Raw genomic sequence first — 13,720 nt, forward strand, 5'->3', positions numbered from 1 at the left:
GGGGGGGGTTTTCCCCAACGCGGTTCTTGTGGGGGAAAATGGCGGGGGGGGGGGGCTGGGCCGTAACCCGGGGGGGTATCACATGGGGGGCGGGGGGTTGGGGGGGCCCCGGCGCTGTGGTGACCCGTGATGTGCCGCCAAACACGACAGTGGCCGGCAACCCGGCGCGGCCGGTCAGGCGCGGCTGAGCATCCTTTGCTCCAGCTGGATCAGCGAAGCGGCGAGATCAGCACGGTCATTTGGCAGGAGGTGGATGCAATCGCGTATCGAGCGCAAAGGCCTCCTGGGTTTTCATTTCATAGGCGCCCTTCGCGACGCTCGCGTCGAAAATTAGATTCCAGCTATTCTGGGACACCGCGCTCGGAATCACCACGAACCGATATCGTTTGAGAAGATCATCGCCGAATGCCTGTTGCCCAGAGCTCGGGATGCCCGGACGCAGCCAATTAGGGTTCGGAACGGCCGCGGGGTCGACGATATGCACATCCGTGACATCGCTGACTATCGCCGCCGTCATCACATGCGCGATTGTGTCGAGCGCCCTAAAACCTTTATGGACTGCAACTTCGAGAATCGCAGTCGAAGGATCGATTGAGCAGTAGACTGCGCGCACGCCCCTGCTGTTCCATCGTCCGCCGACTCTGTATGCGCCCTCGCCACTGTCCCATGTCGGCGCGAACGCAGCCTGATCGAGACGCCAGCCAACGAGATCGGAGCCGCCAAGCGCCGCCGGCAGCGGCGTCATGCATAGACGCCGTATTCAAGCCGCTCGAGATAGTCTTCCACAAGCTCGACGCCCGCCGGGGTTGCCAGAAGATCGATGGGACGACGCTGGTCGAGCCCGATCGCCGGGCGCTCCAGCCATTGCTCCGCTTCCGCCTGTGAACCGAACACGTCGGTCGCTTTCGACAGGATCTCCGCAAATTTCCAAGTTCGTCCGCTCTGATCCTGGCTGAGAGGCTTGGAAGGTGCATCCTTCCGACGCTGGTAGGTGCGCAAGCTCATACCGACAGCCTTCTCTAGCGAATCAGTCTTCTGGATGAAGACGAGCTGCCCAATGAGATGGTCCAGCGCCGAACCCGGCAGGCCGTGCACAAGCAGCTCATGGGCGTCCAATGCGCTCCGGAGGCGCCGCGATAGGATGCGGGTGCCGCCCAACAATCTGGCCACCTTCTGCAGTTCAGTGTTTTTTGCTGCTGGCGCAGCCTTTTCCAATGCCATCGCCACGGCTCGCCTCTCGCGTCATCTGTCGCTTTAATATATGACAGATGACGCCGAGCCTTTCAAGGGACGGTAGGATCGAGCGCAGGCAATCGCTTCAGGTTTGCGCTGCCCCTCATTGCCCAGCTTTCCAGCTTAGCGGTTGGCGAAAACCGAAGCGACGTCGAATCTCCCCCCTTGCGGGGGAGATCGGCAGCTTCACCGACCGCGCCTGCTCCGGGACGTTTGAGTTGCCCGGCAAACAGATGAGGGGCAGCGCCGACATCGACGGTGGTTGTTCCAACATGAGTTGGAGCTATCTTACCACGCGCTCGTCCTGAGCGTTCTTCGAGAATTCGCGCCGGTACTGCGCGGGCGTGGTTCTGAGCCGCGCCGCGAAATGCTGGCGCAGCGATGTGGCGCTGCCGAACCCTGACTCGAAGGCAACCATATCCATCGATTTTTCCGTCGCTTCCAGCAGCCGCTGCGCCAGCGCGACGCGCTGATCGGTCAGCCAGTCGCCGAAGCTGGTGCCGATCGATTTTTGAAAGCGGCGCGTGAACGTCCGGCGGGTGAGACCGGCGGCGTCGGCGACGCTGTCCAGGCTGTGTGGATCACCCAAGGCTTTGCGCACAGTGTCGAGAGCCTGGGTGAAGCGGTCCGCATTTTCGGTCCTGGAGATCGGGCGTTCTATGAACTGTGCTTGCCCGCCCTGCCGATGAGGAGAAAGCACGATTTGCCGGGCGAGGCGCAGCGCCGCCTCGGCACCGCAGCGGGCCCGCACGATATGCAGGCAGCAGTCGAGCCCGGCGGCGACACCGGCCGAGGTCACGACATCGCCGTTGTCGATGTAGAGCACCTCCGGCTCGACGAGAATGTCGGGATAGAGTGCCTGCAGCCGATCCGTGTAGGCCCAGTGCGTCGCGGCTCGCCGCCCCGAAAGCAGCCCGGTCGCCGCAACAGCGAATGTTCCCAAGCACAGTCCGACAATCAGCGCGCCGCGCCCGTGCGCGCGACGCAACGCCTCGATCAGTGCCGCTGGCGGTGGGACTTCGAGGTTCTTCCAACTGGGTACGATGACGATGTCGGCGCTATCAAGCGCGGAAAGCCCGTGCGGGACGCTGATGGTCAGCCCGGCATCGGTGCGGATCGGCCCGTTCTCAATCGCGCAGACCCGGAAATCGAAGCGCGGCAGGCCGAGCGCCGTGCGATCCTCCGCGAATACAAGGCACGGCACGGAGAGGTGGAACGGGCTGATGCCATCGAAGGCGATGGCGGCAACGATCGGATCGGCCATGATGAGCACCAATGAGGGTTAGATCCAGATTGTCCCAATTCTTTCTAATAATGTCAATCGGGACACTTTTGCGGGCCGATGACGGGCCTATCCTCGACCATCAATGTCAAACGGGAAAGGAAAATCCCCATGTCGGAATCAGCCAACGGCAAAGCGCCACGCCGTGCCCTCATCGTCGTCGACGTTCAGAACGACTATGACGGCGGCAATCTCGCCATCCAATATCCGCCGTTTCGCGACAGCGTCGTCAACGCAGCGCGGGCGATGGACGCGGCCATCGAGGCGGGCGTCAAGGTCGTGGTCATCAAGCAGTTGGCGCCCGAAACGTCACCGGTCTTCGCTAAGGGCAGCCACGGCGCCGAATTGCATCCGGAGATCGCCAGGCGAAGCCGCGATCATTACGTCGAAAAGACCTTGCCGAGCGCCTTCACCGGCACGGACCTTGAGGACTGGTTGCGCGCCAACGCCATCGATACGATCACCGTCGTCGGCTACATGACGCATAACTGCGATCTCTCGACCGTCATCCACGCTGTCCATATGGGCTTTGCGGTCGAGTTCCTGTCGGATGCAACGGGGTCGTTGCCCTATGCCAACAGTGCCGGCTACGCTTCGGCCGAGGACATCCACCGCGTGGTGACTGTTATCCTGCAGTCGCGCTTCGCCGCCGTTCTCAAGACCGCCGAATGGATCGACTGCCTGAAAACCGGCGCGCTGCCCGAACGCGATACGATCTACGCTTCCAACCAGCGTGCGCTGGCACGCAACGCCGCTTAGGCGAAGTTAGATGTTCAGGCGTCTCCCGCGTTCCTTTACTAAGGACAATTGTTAAAATCAGCGCTGCCCCTCATTGCCCTGCCGGACATTTCTCCCCGTATAGTGACGGGGAGAAAGATGCCGTTGTCGCCGATTTCGCCAATCTACAGCGTTGCAGAAAGGGTGCCGACGTTGCGGCCAGCCCCTTCTCCCCGTTCACGGGGAGAAGATGCCGGCAGGCAGATGAGGGGCAGCGCCGACATTGAGAATTGGTCGACGCGCTGGTCGATCAGCCAGTCGCCGAAGCTGAGGCAAGGGTGAGGGGCAGCGAGCCCTTAGAACAGGCCTTCGATCTGGCCTATCTCGTTCAGGAAGATCTTCTCCGAGGACGGCGCCTTGGGCAGGCCGGGCATGGTCATGACCTCGCCGCAGATGACGACGATGAAGCCGGCGCCGGCAGACAGCCTGACCTCGCGCACCGGCACGGTGTGGCCGGTCGGCGCGCCGCGCAGGTTCGGGTCGGTCGAGAAGGAATATTGCGTCTTGGCCATGCAGACCGGCAGATGGCCGTAGCCGGCGTGTTCCCACGCGTGGAGCTGGTCGCGCACCGACTTGTCGGCGATCGCTTCGGAACCGCGATAGATGCGCTGGACGATGGTGTTGATCTTCTCGAACAGCGGCATGGCGTCGGGATAGAGCGGCGCAAACTGCGACGCGCCGGATTCGGCAAGCGCCACCACCCTACCGGCGAGCTCCTCGATGCCGGCCGAGCCGTGGGCCCAGTGCTTGCACAGGATCGCCTCTTCGCCCATCGAGGCCACGTAGTCCTTCATCGCCTGGATTTCAGCGTCGGTGTCGGAATAGAAATGGTTGATGGCGACCACCGCCGGCACGCCGAACTGCCTGATATTCTCGACGTGACGGCCGAGATTGGCGCAGCCCTTCTTCACCGCCTCGACATTCTCCTTACCGAGGTCTTCCTTCTTGACGCCGCCATTCATCTTCATGGCGCGCACGGTGGCGACGATGACGGCTGCCGCCGGCTTCAGGCCAGCCTTGCGGCACTTGATGTCGAAGAATTTTTCGGCGCCGAGATCGGCGCCAAAACCGGCTTCGGTGACGACATAGTCGGCAAGCTTCAGCGCCGTCGTGGTGGCGACGACCGAGTTGCAGCCATGCGCGATGTTCGCGAAGGGACCGCCATGGACGAAGGCTGGGTTATTCTCCAGCGTCTGCACCAGGTTGGGCTGCATGGCGTCCTTGAGCAACACGGCCATGGCGCCGTCGGCCTTGACATCGCGGGCGTAGACGGCCGACTTGTCGCGGCGATAGGCGACGATGATGTCGCCGAGGCGCTTTTCCAGGTCCTTCAGGTCGGTGGCGAGGCACAGGATCGCCATGACTTCCGAGGCGACGGTGATGTCGAAGCCACCCTCGCGCGGAAAGCCATTGGCGACGCCGCCGAGCGAGCAGATGATCTCGCGCAGCGCGCGGTCGTTCATGTCCATGACGCGGCGCCAGACGACGCGGCGGATGTCGATGCCGAGTTCGTTGCCCCAGTAGATGTGGTTGTCGATCAGCGCCGAAAGCAGATTATGCGCCGTGGTGATGGCGTGGAAATCGCCGGTGAAGTGAAGGTTCATGTCCTCCATCGGCACGACCTGCGCATAGCCGCCGCCGGCTGCACCGCCCTTGACGCCGAAATTCGGCCCGAGCGAGGCCTCGCGGATGCAGACGATCGCCTTCTTGCCGATGCGATTGAGACCGTCGCCGAGGCCCACCGTCGTCGTCGTCTTGCCCTCGCCGGCGGGAGTCGGGTTAATAGCAGTAACGAGGATCAGCTTGCCGTCCTTGTTTGCCTTCACCGACTTGATGAACTCGGCCGAGATCTTCGCCTTGTCGTGGCCGTAAGGCAAAAGATGCTCGCTCGGAATGCCGATCTTCTGGCCGATCTCCTGGATCTGCTTCTTGTCGGCGGCGCGCGCGATCTCGATGTCGGACTTCACTTCGGCCATGGCGGCTTTCCTCTGGATTGGACGGTGGAGGGGACGGGTTTGATCAGTGTGGTCGCAAGCCTGTTCGAAACAGCCTGGCACTGCAGGCGAGGGCACGTTCTAACCCTGTCGCTGCCGTGGCGTCAACTTGCATGCAACTATGTTTCCTCTAGAGAAAGTCGGCTCTGTTTCCCGGTCGACCTGTCCCGGATCTTCGCCCGGTTGTCGCGCCGTATAGAAGCCAGAGCACGCGCCGTCCTGCCGTCTCAAAACAGCCGCGGAATGCACGGAATGCGACAGGGTTCGAGCGCCGGTCGGCGCTTCGAGCGGTCGCGTCAGAATGCGCCGATCTGGTGCATCAGCCCCAAGCCGTCAAGCTGGCCGAAATGTTCGACCACGAGGCCGTTCTCAATGCGATCAATGTGAATCACACCAACCGAGACGCGATTTCTGCTCGGTTCGACGCCATGGAAGATGCCGGTGTGCGTGCCCTGAAAACGGCAGCGCGTGACCACCTTGTCGGCATCGCTGACATAATCGTCGATGACGTGATGTCCGTCGGGAAGCCGGCAAAGAACTCGGTCAGGGATTTGCGCCAGTCATCGAAGCCGATCGGGTTGGCACTGCCGAGATGAACGGCGACATCTGGAGAGACCAGAGTGGCCAGTTTGTCCCAGTCTTGCGCGTCGATCATGGCATAGAGGTTTCGAGCAACTTCCCGGATATCCATCTCGCGTCCTCGCTGGCTGCCGCCCAGCGGTTGAACGACGACGAGGCAGTCAGGTTCCGCTCTCCGCGATGCGGTCGAACTATTGCCTCGACACGTTGCTGATCTCGACCAGGGACAGCGGTGATCTCAAGCCAAGACGTCTGTCACCATTCGTTTCCTTCACCGATCCAGAACGGACCTGACCTCGACGAGGTTCGATCGCACCCTAAGCACATAGAATCCCATCGTGGTGAGGTGGGTGGGCATGATCCAGCCATCCTCGCGACCGTTGGAGATTATCAAAGGCTGGATGGCGAGCGCTGCCTTGAGCTGGCCTTCCACGCTGTTCCACAGTGGCGTGAGGCCGCGATTGTCGAGGATCTGCTGGAAGTCGTGGTGCGCCGCCGTCAGGATGCCGTAATAGCCGTAGAGCTGGCCGTAGGCGAACCAGAAGCGGTCGTCAGCGCGCGTGTCGAACCAGCCGCTGTTGAAATTCTGCGAACGGTCGCGGATCAGGTCTGACGTCGAGCCTATGTCACTCGCGATCCGGTCGACGAACTGCAACAGGTTGTCGGCGCGCGCGTTGAAGACAACCTCGCACTTCATGAGCCGGTCGTTGAAGGCGCGAAGGCTGTTCGCCGCCGTGCGATAGAAACTCGGCGTCGGGGTTTTCGGACCAAAGGGCCTGAGGCCGAAATACCAGGTTTCCTCGTCGAAGGTGATCGCGCCGCGCGCATCCTGCAGGTTCTGGTCGATCTGGCTGGTGCCGCGGACGCGGCCCAGCGTGTCGACAAGCTCGACCGCGGTGCGCCGGATGGCCTGATTGACCCCGCGCTGGAACGAGGCCTTGTTGTCGAGAAACGGCGTGCGGTCCCAGTCCATGCCGAAGAACCCGAGCTTGTAGAGTATCATCGACGAGATCCAGGCGTTCTCGTTGACGTTGAAGTCGATGAGATCGGCCGCGACTTGGACTATGGCCGAGTTGGTGCAGGTCTTGACCTCTCCCTCGACGCCAGCGGTTTCTCCCGTGGCGGAAGGAGCGGGCTGGGCCGGAGCGGTCCCGGCCGGCTGCTTGAAATTGTATGCCTCCGCATAGGCGGGATTGAAATTGCTCCAGACCTGCGTGTTCCAGATGAAGTAGCCGTAGAGGCCGATCAGCGCGAGCAGGGCGAGACCGAGCACCGCCTTCAGGATCCAGCCGCGCTGTGTGTACCAGTGCCCGGCCCATATGAACGGCCATAGGATCACGCCGACGGCGAAGCCGATGCCGCGGCCGATCCACTGGAACATCCGTGTGAAGAAATTCACGATCGGATCAAGCATGGCGATGTCACCCCCTCGTCAGTCAGCCAAGAATTCGATAAGGTTAGGCATTCAATCGGTAAGGCCGTAGAGGCGTGTGCGAAACGCCACCTTGTCTTTCAGATATGTGGTTTTCAGAACGTCCACAACATGCGCTCTCCAGGCGTCGCTGAAGCCGTCATAGTCCCGGTAGAAACCCGGTTTGTTGAAGACGTAGCGCGAGACGAAGTCCTGCGGCACGAAATCCGAGATCAGCTGGTTGGTCAGCCAGGCGTCGGGATGGCCGGGCTTAGCCCGGATCACCAGGAAACGCTGCTGCGGGAACACGTCCTCGACCTTGAGATAGCCGAGGTGAGCGATCTCGCGCTTGGCGGCGTTGAGAAAGGGAAAATTGCCGTCCCTGGTGATCAGGTCGGCATGGCCGTGGATCCAGGTCTGCAGCCAGACCTTGTCGACGTCGGTCAGATTACGGTCGGGCTCGGCGTCGCGGATCAGCGCGCGCACCACCATCTCGGCGCGATGTTCGAGATAGCCCGATGTTTCGATCCACGAGGCACGCGGCAGTTCGATGCGGCCTGTCGCGGCAAGGAACTTGAACACCCTGTCGGCATCATTGATCGAGAGGTAGCTCACTTGCCACGGCCGCGAGCGGCGGAAGCCGGGTGCTGCCGGGTCGCTGATCACCGTCGTCACGTCCGGGTCGACGAACACATAGAGCCCGCCGAAATGGCTGGTCCAATAGGCGTTGTGGCGGAAGATCACCTGATCCGGCACCAGCGCGTTCTCGCGGATGTCGCCGCAGATCTTGGCAAGCTCCACCATGCGGGTGAGCATGGCGCTGTCGCGCCAGGCGTCGGGCTCCTGCTTCAGCTGGTCGACGAGCTTGCCGAGTTCGGCAGCCTTGCCGAGCACGTCCTCCGCCGACAGCACCTTGAACTCGACCTGGTTGATCGACAGCAGATCCTCGATGTCGTCGACCTTGGGGACCGAATCCTCGATCTCGCCGTAGATGACATCCTTGATCGTCAGCGCGTCGATGGCGCGCTGGTTCGTCGACATGAACTCGAACATCAGTTGCGAGGTGTTGGAAAAAGCGGTGTGCACCACCGGCAGATCGATCTGCGACGGCGTCAGGATAATGAAACGGCGGTTGATCTCATTGGGATCGAGATAGTTGTAGTCGCCGCATTCCTCGGCCACCTGCGGCGAGAAGCCGGTGCGGTCGATCTCGAAGCTCTTCAGCTTCGTCGGCTTCAGGCCGAAGGCGACCAAAGCCTTGTTGTAGCGCTGGATGAGATGCGGCTCGTCGATGGTCAGCAGCCGGCCATAGATCAGCTCGTTCTCGCGCAGCAGATCGGATTTCCTGGCGGGGCTCATCTACTCCTTCTCCCCGTTCACGGGGAGAAGGTGCCCGAAGGGCGGATGAGGGGCGGCGCAGACGCTTATCATCTTTCCTCTGAAGTTGCTGACGGCAGAAATTTCGCGTCGACAGCAATCATTTTCTGATTGAGCCGACCATCCAGGGCCGCAACGATCGTATCCAGCACGCTCTTGCGGGCCGTCAGAACATCCGAGTGCCAAACCCTTAACACCGACCAACCGTTCCTGTTCATGGTATCATCCCTGTATCGATCCTGAGATCGATTTACGTGCTGACTTCCATCGACCTCCACAACCAGATTGACTTCGCGGCAGGCGAAGTCGGCAAAAATAGGGACCGATTGGCAGTTGACGAACAAATTTATGGCCATTCAATCGTCGCCCGCGCAGTTCGTGCCATAGCCATTCCTCAGCATCATTCTCGACTTTTCGAAGCTGCCTAGCCCTCGCCACCTTGGGCTCGTTTCCACCACGCACAGCGCTGCCCCTCATCCGCCCTTCGGGCACCTTCTCCCCGTGAACGGGGAGAAGGGAGAAGCGCCAGGCTCACGCATTCCACAGGCCCTTCTTCTTCATCTCTTCGATCTCGCGGACCGCGCGGTCGCGCAGGCGGGTGTCGCGGATCAGCTTGGTCACCGCCGCGTCGTCGGACTTGTCGGAATAGCGGAACTCCGAGTCGGCGTAGCGGTTGACCTCCTGCATCACCATATCCATCGAGAACGGGCCGCGCAGTTTCTCGATCATCGCCTTCTTGTCGTCGTAGCTCTTGTGCATGAAGACTTCAGGCTTCTCGAACCACTCGTCCGGCAGCTCGAAGTCCATGGCGCGCATCTTGATCGCATCGGTTACGTTCTTGATGGCGCGGCCGGTGAAGCGCGGCTCGGCCTCCTTGATCATGTGCAGATAGGTGCCGATGTCGGCCATCGACTTCGGCGCGCCGTTCTCCTTCATGTAGCGGTCATAGACCTTCATCAGCCCGTCCTCCTTAGGCTTTTCATGCTCTTCATAGGCTTCCATCACCGCGCGCTGGATTTCCTGGGCGGCGTAGAGCTTGTGGTCGCCGAGCGGGATCTTGTGGTTCTTGCCGGCGAGCAGCACGAAGATGTCGATGTAGTCGTCGCGCGTTTGCGGCCCATCGACCAGCCAGCGGGCGCCGGCGCGCTGACGCAGCGCATCGTCAACGTTTTCGGGATAGTTGGAGAACATGCCGAAGGAGCAGTTGCCGCGCACCACGGTGCCGGCACCCGCGAACGCGTCCATCAGGACACCGGTGATTTCCTGCTGGCCGGCCGAGGCGCGATCGTCGGAGCGGCGCGCCGCCACCTGATCGATGTCGTCGATTGTGCCGAAACCGATGACGCGCGGGTTCAGCACATTGTTGATGAACTGGCGACAGTTTTGGCCCGACTTGCCCTGGTAGGAGGAGATCTGGTCGACACCGAAATTCTCGTAGGCGAAGGGATAGCCGGCGACCTGGCAGTAGCCGTTGACGAGGCCGGCGATCATCTGGATCAGCGTCGTCTTGCCGGTACCGGGCGCGCCGTCGCCGATGAAGGTGAACAGGAAGCCGCCGAGCTCGACGAACGGGTTCAGCTCGCGCTCGAAATCGTAAGCCATCAGCATCTTGGCGAGCTTGACCGACTGGTACTTGGCGATGTGGTTGCCGACGACCTCTTCGGGCTTCTTGAAGGTCATCACCAGCGGCTTCGACCGCTTGCCCGGTGCGACGTCGAAGCCGTCGAGGGTGAAGTCGTCGACGTCGATGCGGATATGCGCGTTCTCGAACGGACCGATGCCGTCGAAGCGGCCCTTTCGCGCCAAAAGCCCGTCAATGGCCACACGGGCGAAGGCGCGCGCCCGGGTCATCAGGTCGGCGTCGTCCTTCGCGCCTGATATCGCCCTGTCGAGGCCGGCAACAATCGACTTCACCGCGTCCTGCGGCGTGTCGAACAAGAAGTCCGGCTCAGGCGTATCGTTCGGCGCCTCGCCGTCGCTGTCGATCAACTGGAACAGATAGGAGGCGAGGCTGAAGGCCGAAATATAGGCCGAAGCCGACAGCAGCTTCTTGAAGGTGGCGGCCTCGTCGCCTTCGAGCGGGGCGCGGGCGTTTTTCGCCTTCAGGCTCTCGAGATCTGAGCCTTCGGCGAAGACATCGGCGATGGCCAGCGCGATCGCCAGCCCGCGCCGGGCGCGATAAAGCAGCATGTGCTGTGCAATGCTCAGCAACTGGTCGTCGGGATGGACGGCCGCCACGGTCTTGGAAAGCTCGACTTCGCGGGTGCGGCGCGCCGAGCCGACAGAGACTGTCGAGACGAAGCGGCGGTTGGTGCCGGCAAGTGCCGTTCCGGATTCCCGCGATGGATCCTCCAGCACGACGATGCGGGTGATGAAGCTCTGTGCCGTGGCGCGGTGCTTTTCGATTGCCGCTTCCGAAATCGTGGTCAGGCCGGTGTCCATGAAGGATGCTCCGCGGTTTGACGGTCAGACGTCACTGATGACCTGTCCTTTGGACAGGATGTGGACCTTGTAGCCGGAAAAGATCTTCTGCGCCTCGCCGGCGGCGTAGAGCGCCTGATAGGCCTCATGCGGGATCAGCGCATGCTTCTCGTAGCTCGACACGCCCTGGCGCGCGGCCTCGAGATCGTCGGTGTCGATGAAGAATTCCTGCGTCGTCTTCTCGCTCGAAAACAGACCCTTACGGCCGGGCTTTTCGGCCTTGGAGTAGACCTCCTGGATGGTCCAGGTCAGCAGCCAGGCGTTTTCCGGTTTGCGCACTTTGTCCAGAACGTCGCTGACCGTCGAATTGTTGTCGGTGATCCCGGCCGAATAGAACGGGCCGAGCACGACGCGGCGCAGTTGCTTGGGGTGGAGTTGCTCGAAATCCTTGTCGAGGTTGACGGCAATCGTCGCCGGCGACAGCGTGTAGGCGGAATTCTTCTCGGTGAAGTCGTCGAAGCGATGGGCAAGCTCGGGATTGAGCAGGCCTTCAACGGGAAGCGGAATGTCGACCTTGTCATTGAGCTTGCCATTGCGGTCGACAAGCTGCCGGACCATCTCTTCAGAGGAATCCTCGACCGTCACCATGTAGACCAGCGGCAGGTTGGCGCTGCCGTCGAATGCGGCCCAATGGACGAGATAGTAAGGCCGCCCGGTCTTCGGATTGACCGAGACTTTTGCCGTCTGCGCCAAGGTGAACGGCCCGAAGGTCGTTTCGCTCCTGACGCCCTCCAGATAGAGCCGCTCGGCCATCGACTTCTGCAGCGCCTCGGGGAATTCCTTGTGGCGCAGGATGAAGTCGGCCATTTCCTCGCGCAACTCGTCAGCCAGCGGTATGTTGGCGAGACGTGTATCGGCCTGGCGGCGGTCGTTCTCCAGCTCGAGCACGTTCTGGAAGACCGGAAAGCCGCTTTCGGCGCGCGAAATGCGGAACGTCTCCATGAAACCCAGCCGGTTGCGCCAGCAGGAAAACGAGTTGTCGAGCCGCGCAATATATTCGGCGACGATCTTGGCGACGATGCCGTGCCGGTAGAGCGGCGAGCGATCGTCGCGCATGAACACTTCGAGGCCGCTAAGTGCCGCCGTGATCGCCGAGAAATAACGCGTTGCCGCTTCGTTTTCGGGGGTCATGCAGCCAGCCCTTGGGAGCAGTGCACGTGCAGCAATTACGGCTGCACGTAATTGGCCGAATTGTGCTTCTTCATCACATCGTCGAAGCGGCGGGCAAAGGCATCGTCGGCTAGCTTCTTGCGGCGTTGGATGTCGGCGGTCGCCACCATGTTCTTCTCGTGCATTTCGAGGAGATCGCCGATGTGCTTCTGCGAGGCCGCGCCGATGCCGGCCATGGTCTCCTCGGCGGTGTTGTCGACCTGGCTGCCCAGCGTGTTGATCTTGTGGGCGACGTCCTGCTGGGCGGCAGTCTTCAGCGAATCTTCCAGCGCCTTGTAGAGCACGATGCGCTGCTCGGTATCGATGGTCAGCTTGTTGATTAGCGTCGACTGCGCGGCGATCTGGTTGTTGAGCGAATCGACAAAGGTCTGGAACATCGAGGTGTAGCGCTCCAGCGTCTGGCTTTCGGCCAGCAGCTCCTGCTCCTTGGCCTGCTTCTCGTTGTATTCCGTGGCCAGTTTCGAACGCTCGCCTTCAAGCTGCGTGCGCTCCTTCTGGCTGGTCGAGGCGGCGATCTTGTTCTCGATGTCGAGCAGCATCGGATTGAGCTCCTCGATGCGCTTCTGCACGGTCTCCAGATTGGACATGGTTGCCTTGCGGCGCTCGATCACCTGCGACAGGCTGGCCTCGGAGGTCTTGTAACGCTGGTCGAGGATCTGCTTCTGCGCCTTGAGGATGCCGACGATGGTGTCGGATTTCGCCAGCAGCTCCTGCAGATTGCCGGCCAGCGACATGTTGCGGACACGGTCGGTGCGCATGCGCTGCTTGCTCTGGTCGGAAAATATGCCGACGAAGCTTTCCCAGCCGGTGTAGTTCTTCATGCTCTCGAATTCCGCGCCGAAGACGTTGGTGGCGTCCTCCAGCCCGATGATCAGGTCGGCGATGTTGCCTTCCATCACCTTCTGCTGCTTCAGCACATCCTCGATGCGGGCGTTCTCGAGGTCGAAATTGGCGTCGCCAATCTTCTTGTCGGTCTTGGCGAGCGTGTCGAGCACCGTGCCGGACTGCTCGATTTTCGTGCGCATGTCCTGCACAACCTGCTGGGTCTTGGCAATTTCGGCATCGAAATTCTGCAATGTCGCCATAGGGGCCTCCCGCTTCGGCATCTGTTTCGTGTCGCGAACCGCCGCGAATATATGTATGGCAAGGGGGGAAGGAAAGGCGGAAGATTAGGAGTTTGCAAAGGATAGCGCCGAAACCCGACACAAAAAACCCGCCTCGGCGGCGGGTCGTTGGCGCAATCAGCACCATACCCAAACCAATAGCATAACTGCCGTCACAAAGCAACGAATAGCTCACCGATCGCGGTTCTTCTTGCCCAGTTCTTCCCCCTCTGTCGTCGCACCGTTCGGTCCACGCGCACGCAACGCGGAATGACGCTGGTCAGGCTTGATGCATGTTGCCCAAAATTGCGCA

11 protein-coding genes and 1 pseudogene are annotated in these 13,720 nt (G+C 61.4%); 1 reads left to right on the forward strand and 11 read right to left on the reverse strand.

What is annotated here, in order from left to right; genetic code table 11:
* Positions 1 to 235 precede the first annotated feature (235 nt).
* From AC0L25_RS19260 to AC0L25_RS19270, 3 genes are all read right to left on the reverse strand, one after another.
* The gene (locus AC0L25_RS19260) at positions 236 to 745 is read right to left on the reverse strand and encodes an RES family NAD+ phosphorylase (protein ID WP_473596969.1); all 510 of its coding nucleotides are present in this window, start codon (positions 743 to 745) and stop codon (positions 236 to 238) included.
* A complete protein-coding gene (parS, locus tag AC0L25_RS19265) occupies positions 742 to 1,221 on the reverse strand; it encodes a type II RES/Xre toxin-antitoxin system antitoxin (protein ID WP_473596970.1) in 480 nt (159 codons plus the stop codon). The genes AC0L25_RS19260 and parS overlap by 4 nt, the downstream gene beginning before the upstream one ends.
* Positions 1,222 to 1,516: 295 nt before the next feature.
* Positions 1,517 to 2,497, reverse strand: a complete 981-nt coding sequence (locus AC0L25_RS19270) for a helix-turn-helix domain-containing protein (RefSeq protein WP_473596971.1) — start codon at positions 2,495 to 2,497, stop codon at positions 1,517 to 1,519.
* Between the two features lie 129 nt (positions 2,498 to 2,626).
* On the opposite strand from AC0L25_RS19270, the gene AC0L25_RS19275 reads away from it, so the two are divergent.
* The gene (locus AC0L25_RS19275; protein ID WP_473596972.1) at positions 2,627 to 3,274 is read left to right on the forward strand and encodes a cysteine hydrolase family protein; all 648 of its coding nucleotides are present in this window, start codon (positions 2,627 to 2,629) and stop codon (positions 3,272 to 3,274) included.
* Positions 3,275 to 3,588: 314 nt separating this feature from the next.
* Here AC0L25_RS19275 and AC0L25_RS19280 read toward each other — a convergent pair whose 3' ends face one another.
* From AC0L25_RS19280 to AC0L25_RS19315, 8 genes and pseudogenes are all read right to left on the reverse strand, one after another.
* Positions 3,589 to 5,268, reverse strand: coding sequence for a formate--tetrahydrofolate ligase (locus AC0L25_RS19280; RefSeq protein ID WP_473596973.1), 1,680 nt, complete (start codon positions 5,266 to 5,268; stop codon positions 3,589 to 3,591).
* 314 nt (positions 5,269 to 5,582) lie between these two features.
* A complete protein-coding gene (locus AC0L25_RS19285) occupies positions 5,583 to 5,762 on the reverse strand; it encodes an ester cyclase (protein WP_473596974.1) in 180 nt (59 codons plus the stop codon).
* A 374-nt stretch (positions 5,763 to 6,136) separates the two neighbouring features.
* Entirely contained in the window at positions 6,137 to 7,279 is a 1,143-nt protein-coding gene (locus tag AC0L25_RS19290) for a DUF2333 family protein (protein ID WP_473596975.1), read from the reverse strand.
* Between the two features lie 51 nt (positions 7,280 to 7,330).
* Positions 7,331 to 8,635, reverse strand: a complete 1,305-nt coding sequence (locus AC0L25_RS19295; RefSeq protein WP_473596976.1) for a DUF6638 family protein — start codon at positions 8,633 to 8,635, stop codon at positions 7,331 to 7,333.
* Positions 8,636 to 8,703: 68 nt separating this feature from the next.
* Positions 8,704 to 9,115, reverse strand: a pseudogene (locus tag AC0L25_RS19300) (endonuclease domain-containing protein).
* A 69-nt stretch (positions 9,116 to 9,184) separates the two neighbouring features.
* Positions 9,185 to 11,095 (reverse strand): AAA family ATPase, encoded by a 1,911-nt coding sequence (locus AC0L25_RS19305; protein WP_473596977.1) that lies wholly within the window; start codon positions 11,093 to 11,095, stop codon positions 9,185 to 9,187.
* Positions 11,096 to 11,119: 24 nt separating this feature from the next.
* Positions 11,120 to 12,265: a hypothetical protein gene (locus tag AC0L25_RS19310; protein ID WP_473596978.1), complete on the reverse strand. Its 1,146-nt coding sequence runs from the start codon at positions 12,263 to 12,265 to the stop codon at positions 11,120 to 11,122.
* Positions 12,266 to 12,300: 35 nt separating this feature from the next.
* Positions 12,301 to 13,389, reverse strand: a complete 1,089-nt coding sequence (locus AC0L25_RS19315) for a hypothetical protein (RefSeq protein WP_473596979.1) — start codon at positions 13,387 to 13,389, stop codon at positions 12,301 to 12,303.
* Between the last annotated feature and the right edge of the window lie 331 nt (positions 13,390 to 13,720).

Source organism: Mesorhizobium sp. WSM4813 (assembly GCF_055811555.1).